This window comes from Derxia lacustris, from assembly GCF_002105195.1.
Classification (GTDB): Bacteria; Pseudomonadota; Gammaproteobacteria; order Burkholderiales; family Burkholderiaceae_E; genus Derxia; species Derxia lacustris.
Map to the genome: position 1 here is coordinate 158605 of NZ_MUHU01000007.1, position 14086 is coordinate 172690.

Consider the following 14086-nt stretch of genomic DNA (forward strand, 5'->3'; position numbering starts at 1 on the left):
GATGACCAGGGCCGTCGGCTCACTGAAGATCGACCGCAGCAAGAAGACGCTGCGCGAACTCACGCTCGAAAAGATGCGTGCGGCCATCCTCGACGAGTACTTCAAGGCCGGCGAGCGGCTGGTGGAGCGCACGCTCTGCGACGAGCTGGGCGTGAGCCGCACCATCGTGCGCGAGGTGCTGCGCCACCTTGAAACCGAGGGGCTGGTCGAGTCGCTGCCCAATCACGGGCCGGTGGTCGCCACCATCGATACCGACACCACGCGCCAGATCTACGAGATCCGCGCGCTGCTCGAAGGCCATGCCGCCGCCGCCTGCGCGCGCCGGGCCGATGCCCAGGTGGTGGCCCGGCTCGGCGCGACCATCATGCTCATCGAGGCCGCCTTCGCGACCGGCGACCATGCGGCGGTGCTGGCCGAGACCGGCCGCTTCTACGAGCTGATGTTTGCCGCCGGCGGCGAGACCGTGGCCTGGGGCATCGCCCAGTCGCTCAATGCGCGCATCAACCGGCTGCGCGCCATCACCATCGCCACGCCGGGGCGCGGCGTGACGGCGGTGGCCGAGATGCACAAGCTGCTCGCGGCCATCCGCGCCGGCGACGCGCCGGCCGCGCAGGAGGCCGCCGAGGCCCATGTGCGCAGCGTGGCCGAGATCGTGATGCGTCTGCTCCAGCCGGCCGACGAGGCGCCCGCCGCCAGCCCGCGCGTGCGCGCCGCCTGAGGCCGCCGGGCTGCATCAATTGCCGGCGCCAATTGGCGCGGCATTTTCCGTTGCGCAATTGCCGGGGCGCCTCAATTGCGCCAACTGCGGTATCCTCGCCGCCGTTGGTGCTCTGCAATTCGCTCGCGATTGCAAGTTAAACGGGAATCAGGAAAGCCGGCAATTCCGGCTTCAACCTAGCTGCCCCCGCAACGGTAGGCAAACAAGCCCAGTCTTAGCTCTCGTCCACACGCCACTGCCGGCAATTTGCCGGTGGGAAGGCGGCGAGGGTTGCATTTGCCAGCCCGGATACCGGCCAACAAGGCGGCACGCCATTGCGTGCCATTGCGCTCATGCACCGTCGGGGAAGGCGGTGAGGGCAATCCGAATTGGCTATTCCCATGACATTCCCTTGCGGGCGCGCAATTGCGTCCCTTCCGGCGCTGGCCGCGCTGTTCGTCGCCCATTCCCAATCCGTTCAGGCCCAGACCGCCCGGCTCGCCGAGGTGGTGGTGACCGCCAGCCGCGCCAGCCAGCCGCTGGCCGAGGTGGTGGCCGACATGACGGTCATCGACCAGACCACCATCGAGAACAGCGGCGCGGCCGCCGTGGCCGATCTGCTGGCACGCGTGCCGGGCATCGAGATCGCGCGCAACGGCGGGCCGGGCGCGACCACCAGCGTGTTCGTGCGCGGCGGCGAATCGCGCTTTACCGCCGTGTTCGTGGACGGCGTGCGCATCGATTCGCAATCGACCGGCGGCGCCAACTGGGAGTCGATCCCGCTGGCGCGCATCGAGCGCATCGAGGTGCTGCGCGGCCCGGCCGCCGCCATCTACGGCTCGGACGCCATCGCTGGCGTGATCCAGATCTTCACCCGGCGGGGCGAAGGCGCGTTCGCGCCGGTGTTGACGGCCGGCGTGGGCAACCACGACAGTGCGCGCGTCGAGGCCTCGGCCAGACAGGGCGGCGAGCTGCTCGACTGGGCCGCCGGCCTCGGCCGCAGCACCAGCGAAGGCTTCAGCGCCCGCAGCGGCGCGCGCGCCAATCCCGACCGCGACGGCGCCTGGAGCAGCTCGGCCAATGCCCGCGTGGGCCTGCGCCCGGCCGCCGGCCAGCGGCTGGAAGCGAGCCTGCTCTGGAACAGCCTCGACGCCCAGTACGACAGCTCGCGCACGGCCGACGATCGCTCGCGCCAGCGCCTGCTCACTACCGGCCTCGACTGGAGCGCGCGCTGGGCCGACGGCTGGAGCACCCATGCCAGCGCCAGCGAAAGCCACAGCCGCTATCAAACCGCGCCGTCGGTCTATTCGACCGAAACCCGGCTGCGCAATTACCTGCTCGACAATGCCTGGCAATCGGGCGCGCAGCGCGCCAATTTCGCGCTGGAACGCCGCGAGGATCAGCTCGACAATTCCAGCATTTCGCCCAGCCGCAATGACCGGAGCCAGAATGCGGCGATTGCCGGCTATGGCTACAGCGAAGGCGCGCATGTGCTGCAACTCAATGCGCGGCGCGATGACGACAGCGAATTCGGCGCCAAGACCAATGGCGCAATTGCCTATGCCAATTCATTCGCGGCCAATTGGCGCGCGAGCGCTTCATTCGGCACGGCATTTCGCGCGCCGACGCTTTATCAGCGCTTCAGCGAATACGGCGATGCCAGCCTGCGGCCCGAAGTCAGCCGCAATCTGGAGCTGGGCCTGCGCCATCGGCGCGGCAGCGACGAGATCGGGCTGGTGGCCTACCGCAACCGGCTGAGCAATCTCATCGCCTTCGTCGGCAGCGGCAGTTGCGCATCCGAATTCGGCTGCTATGCCAACACCGCGCGCGCCGAGGTCGAGGGCGCGACGCTGAGCGGCGCAACCCGGCTGGCCGAGCTGAACCTGACCGGCTCGCTCGACTGGCAGCTGCCGCGCGACAGCGACACCGGCCTGCTGCTGCGCCGGCGCGCGCGCTTGCACGGCAATGTCGCGGCCGATACCCGGTTCGCCGACTGGACGCTCGGCGCCAGCGTGCAAGCCTCGGGCAAGCGCTGGGACGATGCCGCCAACCGCCAGGCGCTGGGCGGCTATGCGCTGCTCGGGCTGCATGCGCGCACCGCGCTCACGCGCGAGCTGTCGCTGCTGCTGCGCGCCGACAACCTCGCCGACAAGGCCTACGAGACCGCGCTTGGCTATGCGACCGGCGGCCGGCTGCTTTATGCCGGCCTGACCTGGGCGCCCAGGTGACGGCTACGCCGGCCGTCGCGCGCTGCCCGGCGCTGCTGGTCGCCGCGCCGGCCTCGGGCCAGGGCAAGACCACGGCGGTGGCGGCGCTGGCGCGGCTGCATGCGCGCGCCGGCCGCCGGGTCAGCGTGTTCAAGGTCGGGCCCGATTTCCTCGATCCGCTCTGGCACACGCTGGCCAGCGGCCGCACCACGCACCAGCTCGATCTGTGGATCGACGGCGCGGAGCAATGCGCGACCCGGCTGCATGCGGCCGCCGGCGAATCCGACCTGATCCTGGTCGAAGGCGTGATGGGCCTGTTCGACGGCGAGCCGTCGGCGGCCGATCTGGCCGCGCGCTTCGGCCTGCCGGTGCTGGCGGTGATCGACGCCAGCGCGATGGCCGGCACCTTCGGCGCGCTGGTGCACGGCCTGCGCCATTACCGGCCCGGGCTGCCCTGGGCCGGCGTGCTGGCCAATCGCGTGGCCGGCGCGCGCCATGCCGACATGCTGCGCGACGGCCTGAGTGACATCGGCGACTGGCTCGGCGCCCTGCCGCGCGGCGAGGCCTACGTGCTGCCCGAGCGCCATCTGGGCCTGACCGTGGCCGACGAACTCGCCGACGCGCCGGCCCGGATCGATGCCGCCGCCGATGCGCTCGCGCGCACGCCGCTCGGCCAGCTCGCGCCGGCCGAACTGGCGCGGCGCTGGTCGGTCGACTTCGCCGCGCCGCCGGCCCGGCCGGCCGTGCCGCCGCTGCTGGCCGGCCGCACCGTGGCCGTCGCGCGCGATGCCGCCTGCTGCTTCCTCTATCCGGCCAATCTCGCCACGCTCCAGGCGCTCGGCGCGCGGCTGGTGTTCTTCTCGCCGCTGGCCGATGCGGCGCTGCCGGCCTGCGACGCGGTCTGGCTGCCCGGCGGCTATCCCGAGCTGCATGCCGAGCGGCTGGCCGCCAACCATTCGCTGCGCGCCAGCCTGGCGGCGCATGTGGCGGCCGGCCGGCCGGTCTGGGCCGAATGCGGCGGCCTGATGCTGCTGTTCGACAGCCTGACCCTGGCCGATGGCAGCGCGCATGCGATGTGGGGCCTGCTGCCGGGCGCGGTGGCGATGCAGCGCCGGCTCGCCGGGCTCGGGCCGCAGCGCCTGCTGCTCGACGGGCGCGAGCTGCGCGGCCACAGCTTTCATTTCGCGCGTGCGGTGAGCCCGCTGGCGCCGGTGGCGCGCACCGAGCCGAGCCACGGCAGCGGCCACGGCGAGGCGGTCTACCGGCGCGGCGCCATCGCCGCGAGCTTCTTCCATCCGAGCTTCGCGTCCTCGCCCGAGGCCACGGCGGCGCTCTTTCTGCCGCGCGCGTCATGACCGACATCGCCAGCACCGAACTGATCCTGGGCGGCCAGAAGAGCGGCAAGTCGCGCCGCGCCGAGCAGCTGGCCGAGCGCTGGCTGGCGGCGGCGCCGGCGCGCGAGGCCTGCTTCATCGCCACCGCGCGCGCCGGCGACGACGAGATGCGTGCCCGCATCGAGCGCCATCGCGCCGACCGCGCAGCCCGGCTGCCGCGCATGGTCACGGTCGAGGCGCCGCTGCAACTCGGCGCGACGCTGGCCGCCGAATCGCGCCCGGGCCGGCTGGTGGTGGTCGACTGCCTCACGCTCTGGCTCGCCAATCTGCTGCTGCCGGCAGCGCCATCCGAGCCCGCCGATCCGGCGCCGGAAATCGCCGCGCTGCTCGATGCGCTCGGCGCGGCGCGCGCGCCGGTGCTGCTGGTCGGCAACGAGATCGGCCTCGGCGTGATTCCGCTCGGCCGCGAGACCCGCGCCTTTGTCGATGCGCTCGGGCTGCTCAACCAGCGCGTGGCCGCCGCCTGCGCCCGCGTGACGCTGATGGCCGCCGGCCTGCCGCTCACGCTCAAGGAGGCGCGGTGAGCAGGCTCGGCCGGGTCGCGCTGCTGGCGCTGGCGCTGGCGCTGGCCGCTGCCGCGCCGTTTGCGCGCGCCGCCGACGCCGCGCCCGGCGCCCGCGCTGGCGCCAGTGCCACCGCCATCGAGCTGACCGACGACGCCGGCAGCCGCCTGAGCCTGCCGGCCGCGCCGCGCCGCGTGGTCAGCCTGCTGCCCTCGCTCACCGAGACGGTCTGCGCGCTCGGCCAGTGCGCGCGGCTGGTCGGCGTCGACCGCTACTCAAGCTGGCCGGCCGCCACGGTCGCCGCGCTGCCGCGCGTGGGCGGCGGGCTCGATCCCAACATCGAGGCCATCGTCGCGCTGCGGCCCGATCTGGTGCTCGCCGCCACCTCGTCGCGCGCCAGCGATCGGCTGCGCGCGCTCGGCGTACCGGTGCTGGCGCTGGAGCCGCGCAGTCAGGCCGATGTGCAGCGCGTGATCGGCAAGCTGGCAGCGGCGCTCGGGTTGCCGGCCGCCGACGGCGCGCGCCTGTGGCAGCGCATCGACGGCGAGCTCGCCGCCATCGCCGCCACGCTGCCGGCCGGCGTGCGCGGCGCGCGCGTGTATTTCGAGGTGAACCGCGCGCCCTATGCGGCCGGCGCCAGCTCCTTCATCGGCGAGACGCTGGCGCGGCTCGGCGCGGTCAACATCGTGCCGGCCGAGCTCGGCCCTTTCCCCAAGCTCAATCCCGAATACGTGGTGCGCGCCGATCCCGAAGTCATCATGGTCGGCGACCGCAATCACACCGGCATGGCCGACCGGCCCGGCTGGGCCGGCATCCGCGCGCTGCGCGAAGGGCGGGTCTGCGTGTTCGCGCCCGAGGCTTCGGATGCGCTGGTCCATCCCGGCCCGCGCCTGCCCGAGGCGGCGCGGATCATGGCCGACTGCCTCGCCGCCAAGGCGCCCGGCGTGACGCGGAGCGCGCAGCCGTGAGCGCCGGCATGCCGCGCCAGCGTCGCGCAGCGCGGCTTGGCGGCGTCGGCCTCGTCGCGGGGCTGCTGCTGATCGCGCTTGGCGCCAGCATCGGCAGCACCGGCTTCGAGGCGGCCTGGCGCGCGCTCGACGACGACTTTGCGCGCCGCATCGTGCTCGACATCCGGCTGCCGCGTTCGCTCGGCAGCTGGCTGGCCGGCGCGCTGCTCGGGCTGGCCGGCGCGATCGCGCAGGGGCTGTTCCGCAATCCGCTTGCCGATCCCTATCTGCTCGGCAGCGCGTCGGGTGCGTCGCTCGGCGTGGCGACGGCGCTGGCGCTGTTCGGCGGCAGCCCGATGACGGTGCAATGGCTGGCACGCCTGGGCCTGACCGGCGCGGCCTTTGCCGGCGCCACGCTCGCGGTGCTGCTGACGCTGGCGCTGGCGGGCGGCGTGCAGCACCGGCTGCGGCTGCTGCTGGCCGGCGTGATCGTCGGCGTGGTGCTGGGCGCATGCAGCTCGCTCATCAGCCTGCTGTCGCCCGAGATTCTTCAGGCGATGCAGGCCTTCATGCTCGGCTCCACGGGCTTTGTCGGCTGGGCCGCCTGCGGCGTGATGGCCGGCGCGCTGGCGCTCACGCTGGGCGTGGCGCTCGCGCTCGCGCGCCTGCTCGATGGGCTGGCGCTCGGCGAGGCCACGGCCGCCAGCCTGGGCCTGCCGCTTGCGCCGATGCGCGCCGCGCTGGTGGCCACGCTGGCGCTGGCGACCGGCGCGGCCGTGGCCCAGACCGGGCTCATCGCCTTCGTCGGGCTGGCGGCGCCGCATCTGGTGCGCGCGCGCATCAAGACCACGCATGCGCCGCTGCTGGCGCTGTCGGCCATCACCGGCGGCGCGCTGCTGCTGGCGGCCGATCTGCTGGCGCGGCTGCTGGTCGCGCCGCAGGAGCTGCCGGTCGGCATCCTCACGGCGGTGCTGGGCGGCGGCTATCTGCTGTGGCTCATGCATCGCGGCGCGGGGCTGCGCGAATGACCGCGCCGCTCGCAGGCACGGCCAGCGTGCCGGCCGGAACGGCCGCCGGCCCGGCGCTCGAAGCGCGCGCGCTCGGCGCCCGGCTCGGCCGCGCCCAGGTGCTGCACGGCATCGACCTGAAGCTGGCCGCCGGCCGCTGGACCGCCATCGCCGGGCCCAACGGCGCCGGCAAGAGCACGCTGCTGCGCGCGCTCGCCGGGCTGCTGCCGCATACCGGCACGGTGCTGCTGCACGGCGATCCGCTCGACCGGCTCGACCGCCGCAGCCGCGCGCGCCGGCTGTCGTGGCTGGGCCAGAACGAGGCCGGCGCGCCCGACCTCACGGCGCTGGATGTGGCGCTGCTCGGCCGGCTGCCGCATCAGGGCTGGCTCGCGCCGCCCGGCCCGGCCGACCACGCGGCAGCCGAACGCGCGCTGCGCGCCACCCAAGCCTGGGACTGGCGCGACCGGCCGCTCGGCCAGCTGTCGGGCGGCGAACGCCAGCGCGTGCTGCTGGCGCGCGCGCTGGCGGTCGAGGCCGAGGTGCTGCTGATGGACGAACCGCTCGCCAACCTCGACCCGCCGCATCAGGCCGACTGGCTGCGCCTCGTGCGCGAGCTGGTGGCCGCCGGCCGCACCGTGGTGAGCGTGCTGCACGAGATCACCTTCGCCCTCCAGGCCGACGACCTGGTGCTGATCGACGCCGGCCGCGTCGTGCATCGCGGCGCCTGCGCCGACGCCGCCACGCATCGCGCGCTGGAGGCGGTGTTCGCGCAGCGCATCGCGATCCGCACCGTCGACGGCCGGCGCGTCGCGCTGCCGCTGCCCTGAGCCCTTTCAACCGCATCGCCCCGAGGCAATCGCCATGCAGATCGAAACCCCGCCCACCGACAAGCCCCGCGAACCCGAGCGTGCCGAGCGGCGCGGGCTGGTCATCGTCAACACCGGCGACGGCAAGGGCAAGAGCACGGCCGCCTTCGGCCTCGCGCTGCGCGCCTTCGGGCGCGGCAAGGCGGTCAAGGTCTGGCAGTTCATGAAGGTGCCGAGCGCGCGTTTCGGCGAGCACCGCATGTTCGAGCGCATCGGCCTGCCGGTGGAGGGGCTGGGCGACGGCTTCAGCTGGAAGAGCCACGACCTGGAGCATTCGGCGCAACTCGCGCGCGACGGCTGGGCCAAGGCGCGCGACAGCATCCTCGGCGGCGAGCTGTTTCTCGTGGTGCTCGACGAGATCACCTATCCGCTCATCTACGGCTGGCTGCCGCTCGACGAGGTGCTCGACACGCTGCGCAACCGGCCCGCGCATGTGAGCGTGTGCCTGACCGGCCGGCGCTGCCCGCCCGAGATCGTCGCGCTCGCCGATACCGTGACCGAGATGACGAAGGTGAAGCACGCCTTCGACGCCGGCATCCCGGCGCAGCGCGGCATCGAGGATTGAGGCGGCGATGACGCCCTGGCTTGCGCTCTGCGTCGCGCTGGCGGTGGACGGCTGGCTCGGCGAGCCGCCGGCGCGGCTGCATCCGGTGGTGGCGATGGGGCGCTGGCTGGGCTGGGCCGGGCGGTGGATTGCGCCGGCGGTGGTTTCCGGCGCGCCGCCCGTTGCCGGAGCTGCCGACGCCGCTGCTGAAGTCGCGCAGCCCGCCGCCGCCGACTGGCCACGCTTCTTCGCCGGCGCACTCGCGTGGAGCCTCGGCGCCATCGCCGTCACCGCGCTGGCCGTCGTCGCCGAGCGCGCACTGTTCGCGCTGGCCGCGCCGCTCGCCGTCCTCGGCCTCGGCCTGCTGCTCAAGCCGATGCTCGCCTGGGCCATGCTGCGCGACGAGGTGCTCGCGGTCGAAGCCGCGCTCGCCACTTCGCCTGACGCCGGCCGCGCGCGGCTGGCCCGGCTCGTCAGCCGCGATGTCGCCACGCTCGACGACGCCGCCGTGCGCGAAGCCGCCATCGAGACGCTGGCCGAGAACCTCAACGATTCGGTCGTCGCGCCGCTGTTCTGGTTCTGCGTCGCCGGCCTGCCGGGCGCCGCGCTCTACCGCTATGCCAACACTGCCGACGCCATGTGGGGCTATCGCGGCGCGCGCCACGGCCGCGACTGGACCTGGGCCGGCAAATGGGCCGCACGCGCCGACGATGCGGCGTCTTGGCTGCCGGCGCGGCTGACGGCGGCGCTGCTCTGCGCGGTGGCACCGGCAGCGGCCCGCCCGCGCCATGCAGAACTGGCCCGCCAAGCCCGCGTCACGCCCTCGCCCAACGGCGGCTGGCCGATGGGCGCGATGGCGCTGGCGCTCGGCCTGCGGCTCGGCAAGCCCGGCGTCTACATGCTCAACCCGGCCGGGCGCGCGCCGGCGCCGGCCGACATCGCGCGCGCCTGCCGCCTGGCCGGGCGCGTGCTGCTGACGCTGCCGCCGCTGGCCGGCGCGGGCCTTGCGCTCGGCGCGCTGCTGCAAGGGCTGGCCGACCATGCCTGACCGCAGCCAGCCCAACGCCGCGCCGGGCCCGCCCGCGCGCAGCCACGGCGGCCCCGACGCAGCCGGCCCGCTGCCGCACGACTTCTCGACCAACGCCAACGCCTGCGGCCCCTGTCCGACGGCGCTCGACGCCATCCGCCGCGCCGACTTCGCGCGCTATCCCGATCCGGCCCATACCGCGCTGCGCGCCGCGCTCGCCGCGCGGCACCGCGTCGCGCCCGACCGCATCCTCATCGCCGCCAGCGCCAGCGAATTCATCCAGCGCATCAGCGCCCATGTCGCGCGCCGAGCGGCCGGGCAGGGCGCCGATGCACCTGCCGTGTGGCTGCCGCCCCATGCCTACGGCGACTACGCCCATGCCGCGCGCGCCCACGGCCTCGCGCTCACCGCCGAGCCGGCGCGCGCCGCGCTCACCTGGGCCTGCGAGCCGTCGAGCCCGCTCGGCCAGCCCGAACCGGCGCTGCCGGTACTGGCCGCCAGCGCCCGCGCCGACCGCATCGACATGCTCGACTGCGCCTATGCGCCGCTGCGGCTCGACCCGCCCGACGCGCCACGCGACCCGCACGGCTGGCAGCTGTGGACGCCGAACAAGGCACTCGGCCTGACCGGCGTGCGCGCCGCCTACGTGGTCGCGCCGCGCGCCGCCGATCCGGCCGATCTCGCGGCGCTCGACGCACTCGCGCCGTCCTGGCCGCTCGGCGCCGACGGCGTCGCGCTGCTCAGCGCCTGGACCCGGCCCGAGACCCAGGCCTGGCTCGCGCGCAGCCTGCGTCTGCTCGCCGACTGGCGCGCACGCCAGCGCCAGCTCTGCCGCGAGCTGGGCTGGACCGTGTTGCCGAGCTGCGCCAACTTCTTCTGCGCCCGGCCCGACCGCGCGCCCGACCCGGCAGCGCTTGCCGCCCACGGCGTGCGCCTGCGCGACACCGCCTCCTTCGGCCTGCCCGGCCATGTGCGCCTGGGCGTGCTGGCGCCGGCCTCGCAGGACGCGCTTGCGCGCGCCTGGCGCCCACTCCAGAAAGCCCGACCATGACCGCCACCTGCGTGATGGTGCTCGGCACCACCAGCGGCGCCGGCAAGAGCTGGCTCGCCACCGCGCTGTGCCGCCATTACGCGCGGCGCGGCCTGCGCGTCGCGCCGTTCAAGGCGCAGAACATGAGCAACAACGCGCGCGTGGTCGCCGGCCCCGACGGCGGCGAAGGCGAGATCGGCTCGGCCCAGTACTTCCAGGCACTCGCCGCGCGCGCCCGGCCCGACGTGCGCATGAACCCGCTGCTGCTCAAGCCCGAGGCCGACACGCGCAGCCAGGTCGTGCTCATGGGCCGCGCCAGTGCCGAGCTGTCGGCGCTGCCGTGGCGCGGCCGCTCGGAGCGCGTCTGGCCCCAGCTCGCTGACGCGCTCGACGCGCTGCGCGCCGACAACGACGTGGTCGTGATCGAAGGCGCCGGCTCGCCGGCCGAGATCAACCTGATGGCGAGCGACGTCGTCAACCTGCGCGTCGCCCGCCATGCCGATGCGCGCTGCCTGCTCGTCACCGACATCGACCGCGGCGGCGCCTTTGCGCACCTGTACGGCACCTGGGCGCTGCTGCCCGAAGCCGACCGCGCGCGCATCGCCGGCTTCGTGCTCAACCGGTTTCGCGGCGATGCCAGCCTGCTCGCGCCCGCGCCCGACATGCTGCGCGAACTGACCGGCATCGCCACCGTCGCCACGCTGCCGATGTGGCGCGAGCACGGCCTGCCCGAGGAGGACGGCGTGTTCGACGACCGCGCCCACGCGAGCGGCGACGTGCGCCTGACCGTCGCCGTCATCGCCTGGCCGCGCATCAGCAATCTCGACGAATTCCAGCCGCTCAAGAACCTGCCCGGCCTGCGTCTGGTGTGGGCGCGCCGCCCCGCCGAACTGGCCGGCGCCGACTGGATCGTGCTGCCCGGCTCCAAGGCCACGACGGCCGATCTGGCCTGGCTGCGCGCGCAGGGGCTGGACGCGGCCATCGCGCGCCACGCGGCCGCCGGCGGCGCGGTGCTCGGCATCTGCGGCGGCTTGCAGATGCTGGGCGCGACGCTGCACGACCCGCTCGGCGTGGATGGCGCGGACCCGGCGCCCGCGCCCGGCGCCGCCGCCGCACCCGTCGCGGGCCTCGGCCTGCTGCCGCTCGCCACCGTCTTCGCGCGCGACAAGACCGTGCGCCGTGCCCGCGTGCGCTTCGGCGCGCTCGCCGCCGGGCCGTGGGCCGCGCTCGCCGATCTCGACGCAGACGGCTACGAAATCCACCACGGCCACACCCGCGCCACCGGCCCCGACGCGCGCGAAGTCATCCCCGGCCTCGCCTGGCAGAACGCGCGCGGCAATGTGCTCGGCTGCTATGTCCACGGCCTGTTCGAGGACGCCGCCGTGCTGCGCGCGCTGTTCGGCGCCAGCGCGCCCACGCTCGACGCCGTGTTCGACGGCCTCGCCGACTTCCTCGAACGCCATGCCGCTCCCGGCCTGCTCGACCAGCTCATCCGCCCATGACACCCGACCTCCCGCCCATCCCCGACCTGCACGACCCGCTGCTCGACAGCCGCCTGCGCGAGCGCCTCGACCAGCTCACCAAGCCGCTCGGCGCGCTCGGCCGCATCGAGGCGCTGGCGCTGCGCATCGGGCTCATCCTCGGCAGCGCGTACCCGCGGCTGGTCGCGCCGCAACTGCTGGTCTGCGCCGCCGACCACGGGCTGGCGGCGCGCGGCGTCTCGGCCTATCCCAGCGACGTGACCTGGCAGATGGTCGAGAACTTCCTCGCCGGCGGCGCGGCCGTCAGCGTGCTCGCGCGCCAGCACGGCATCGCGCTGACCGTGGCCGACTGCGGCGTGCGCCACGACTTCGCGCCGCGCCCGGGCCTGGTCGTGTGCAAGCCGGCCGCCGGCACCGCCGACGCCTTCGACCAGCCCGCGATGACCGCCGCGCAATGCGCCGCCGCGCTCGGCAACGGCCGCGATCTGGTGCGCGCGCTGCCCGGCAATGCGCTGCTGCTCGGCGAGATGGGCATCGGCAACACCTCGGCCGCCGCGCTGCTGCTCGCGCGGCTCGCCGGCCACGACATCGCCGATTGCACCGGCGCCGGCACCGGCCTCGACGCCGCCGGCATCGCGCGCAAGACCGAGGTGCTGCGCGCCGTGCTCGTGCGCCATGCCGACGCCACCGCGCCGCTCGACGCGCTCGCCGCGCTCGGCGGCTTCGAGATCGCCACGCTCACCGGCGTAGTGCTCCAGGCCGCCACCGAGCGCCGCGTGATCGTGGTGGATGGCTTCATCACCGGCGCTGCCGTGCTGGTCGCGGCGCGTCTCGCGCCGAGCGTGCTGCAACGCTGCGTGTTCGCGCACCGCTCGGGCGAGCGCGGCCACGGCCTGATGCTCGACGCGCTCGGCGCCGAACCGCTGCTCGATCTCGGCCTGCGCCTCGGCGAAGGCTCGGGCGCGGCGCTGGCCTGGCCGCTGCTGGTGTCGGCCTGCACGCTGCTGGCGGAGATGGCCAGCTTCGCGTCGGCCGGCGTGGCGCAGGCGGATGCGGCGCCCGCTGCCGAGGCCGCCGCCGCGCCCGTCGGAGCGAACGCCGCCGACCGCACCGCCTGAGCGCGCACCGTGGCCGACTGCCTCCGCCGCTACCTGCTCGCGCTCCAGTTCTTCACGCGCATCCCGGTCACCGGCCGGCTTGCCGCCTGGGTCGGCTTCAGCCCCGAACTGCTGCGCGCCAGCGCCGGGCACTTTCCCGGCGTGGGCTGGCTGATCGGCGCGCTCACCGGCGGCGCGCTGTGGGCGGCGCTCGCGCTGCTGCCGGCGCGACCGGGCGCCGCCTTCGTCGCGGCCGCGCTCGCCACGCTGCTCGGCGTGCTGCTGACCGGTGCCTTCCACGAGGACGGCCTGGCCGATCTGGCCGACGGCCTGGGCGGCAGCGCCGACCGCGAGCGCGCGCTGGACATCATGAAAGACTCGCGCATCGGCAGCTTTGGCGCGGTCGCGCTGGTGCTGGCGACGGCGCTGCGGCTCGGCCAGCTCGCGCTGCTGGCGCAGGTCGATGCGCGGCTCGCGGCGCTCGGGCTGTTCGCCGCGCAGGTCGTGTCGCGCGGGCTGCCGCTCGTGCTCATCCGCACGCTGCCGCATGTGGGCGACACGGCGCGCAGCAAGTCCAAGCCGCTGGCCGATCGCATCGGCAGCGGCGCGCTCGCCACCGGCGCCGCGTGGATGCTGGCCGCGCTGGCGCTTGCCGCCGGACTCGCCAGCCGGTTCACCGCCGCGCCAGCGCTTGCATGGGCCGCCGCCACGGCCGGCGCGCTGCTGGCCCTCGGCTGGATGTGGCGCCTGCTCGCGCGCCGGCTGCAAGGCTTTACCGGCGACGCGCTCGGCGCCACTCAGCAGGTCTGCGAGCAGGCCTTCCTGCTCGGCCTGCTGCTCGCGCTGTGAGGCCGGCGCGATGAGCGATGGCGCCATGAGGTCGGCGCGATGACCGGCCGCCTGATCCTCGCGCGCCACGCCCGGCCGCGGGTCGAGCCCGGGCTGTGCTACGGCCGGCTCGATGTGCCCGCCGATCCCGTCGCCACGCAGGTCGCCGCGCAGGCGCTGGCTGACTTCGTGCCGCCGGGCCTGCCGGTGCGCGTGTCGTCGCGGCTGCGCGCGCGCCAGCTTGCCGACGCGCTGCATGCGCTGCGGCCCGACCTAGTGCCGCAGATCGACGCTCGCTTCGACGAGATGGATTTCGGCTGCCATGAAGGGCGGCGCTGGGCCGACATTCCGCGTGCGGCGGTCGATGCCTGGGTTGCGGATTTCGCTTGGCATCGGTTTGGCGGGGTGGAGTCGGCGCAGGAGGTGGTGGCGCGCGTGGCGGCGGGGTTGCGGGC

The 14086-nt window shown here is 74.7% G+C and carries 14 protein-coding genes and 1 riboswitch; all 14 genes read left to right on the forward strand.

Annotated elements, in window-relative coordinates; all coding sequences use genetic code 11:
* Position 1 precedes the first annotated feature (1 nt).
* Entirely contained in the window at positions 2 to 718 is a 717-nt protein-coding gene (locus B9P64_RS31300; RefSeq protein ID WP_085315453.1) for a GntR family transcriptional regulator, read from the forward strand.
* 90 nt (positions 719 to 808) lie between these two features.
* Positions 809 to 1032, forward strand: a riboswitch (cobalamin riboswitch).
* A gap of 66 nt (positions 1033 to 1098) precedes the next feature.
* Entirely contained in the window at positions 1099 to 2925 is a 1827-nt protein-coding gene (locus B9P64_RS31305; RefSeq protein ID WP_085315454.1) for a TonB-dependent receptor domain-containing protein, read from the forward strand.
* Complete coding sequence (locus B9P64_RS31310) at positions 2922 to 4259, forward strand: cobyrinate a,c-diamide synthase (RefSeq protein ID WP_235839911.1); 1338 nt, start codon at positions 2922 to 2924, stop codon at positions 4257 to 4259. Before B9P64_RS31305 ends, B9P64_RS31310 begins: the two co-directional genes overlap by 4 nt.
* Complete coding sequence (locus tag B9P64_RS31315; protein ID WP_085315455.1) at positions 4256 to 4822, forward strand: bifunctional adenosylcobinamide kinase/adenosylcobinamide-phosphate guanylyltransferase; 567 nt, start codon at positions 4256 to 4258, stop codon at positions 4820 to 4822. The genes B9P64_RS31310 and B9P64_RS31315 overlap by 4 nt, the downstream gene beginning before the upstream one ends.
* Complete coding sequence (locus B9P64_RS31320) at positions 4819 to 5769, forward strand: ABC transporter substrate-binding protein (protein ID WP_085315456.1); 951 nt, start codon at positions 4819 to 4821, stop codon at positions 5767 to 5769. Before B9P64_RS31315 ends, B9P64_RS31320 begins: the two co-directional genes overlap by 4 nt.
* Before the next feature lie 8 nt (positions 5770 to 5777).
* On the forward strand, positions 5778 to 6776 hold the full coding sequence (locus B9P64_RS31325) for a FecCD family ABC transporter permease (RefSeq protein WP_085315475.1): 999 nt from the start codon (positions 5778 to 5780) through the stop codon (positions 6774 to 6776).
* Positions 6773 to 7585 (forward strand): ABC transporter ATP-binding protein, encoded by an 813-nt coding sequence (locus B9P64_RS31330; RefSeq protein WP_085315457.1) that lies wholly within the window; start codon positions 6773 to 6775, stop codon positions 7583 to 7585. Before B9P64_RS31325 ends, B9P64_RS31330 begins: the two co-directional genes overlap by 4 nt.
* A gap of 34 nt (positions 7586 to 7619) precedes the next feature.
* Complete coding sequence (cobO, locus tag B9P64_RS31335; protein WP_085315458.1) at positions 7620 to 8189, forward strand: cob(I)yrinic acid a,c-diamide adenosyltransferase; 570 nt, start codon at positions 7620 to 7622, stop codon at positions 8187 to 8189.
* 7 nt (positions 8190 to 8196) lie between these two features.
* Positions 8197 to 9216: a CobD/CbiB family cobalamin biosynthesis protein gene (locus B9P64_RS31340; protein ID WP_085315459.1), complete on the forward strand. Its 1020-nt coding sequence runs from the start codon at positions 8197 to 8199 to the stop codon at positions 9214 to 9216.
* Positions 9209 to 10246 carry an aminotransferase class I/II-fold pyridoxal phosphate-dependent enzyme gene (locus B9P64_RS31345; RefSeq protein WP_085315476.1) on the forward strand — a complete coding sequence of 346 codons (1038 nt, stop codon included), beginning with the start codon at positions 9209 to 9211 and terminating at the stop codon, positions 10244 to 10246. The genes B9P64_RS31340 and B9P64_RS31345 overlap by 8 nt, the downstream gene beginning before the upstream one ends.
* On the forward strand, positions 10243 to 11727 hold the full coding sequence (locus B9P64_RS31350; protein ID WP_085315460.1) for a cobyric acid synthase: 1485 nt from the start codon (positions 10243 to 10245) through the stop codon (positions 11725 to 11727). Before B9P64_RS31345 ends, B9P64_RS31350 begins: the two co-directional genes overlap by 4 nt.
* On the forward strand, positions 11724 to 12824 hold the full coding sequence (cobT, locus tag B9P64_RS31355; protein WP_085315461.1) for a nicotinate-nucleotide--dimethylbenzimidazole phosphoribosyltransferase: 1101 nt from the start codon (positions 11724 to 11726) through the stop codon (positions 12822 to 12824). The genes B9P64_RS31350 and cobT overlap by 4 nt, the downstream gene beginning before the upstream one ends.
* 9 nt (positions 12825 to 12833) lie before the next feature.
* Positions 12834 to 13652 (forward strand): adenosylcobinamide-GDP ribazoletransferase, encoded by an 819-nt coding sequence (locus B9P64_RS31360; RefSeq protein ID WP_085315462.1) that lies wholly within the window; start codon positions 12834 to 12836, stop codon positions 13650 to 13652.
* A gap of 39 nt (positions 13653 to 13691) precedes the next feature.
* The coding region (locus tag B9P64_RS31365; RefSeq protein WP_085315463.1) for a histidine phosphatase family protein at positions 13692 to 14086 on the forward strand (395 nt) is incomplete at its 3' end.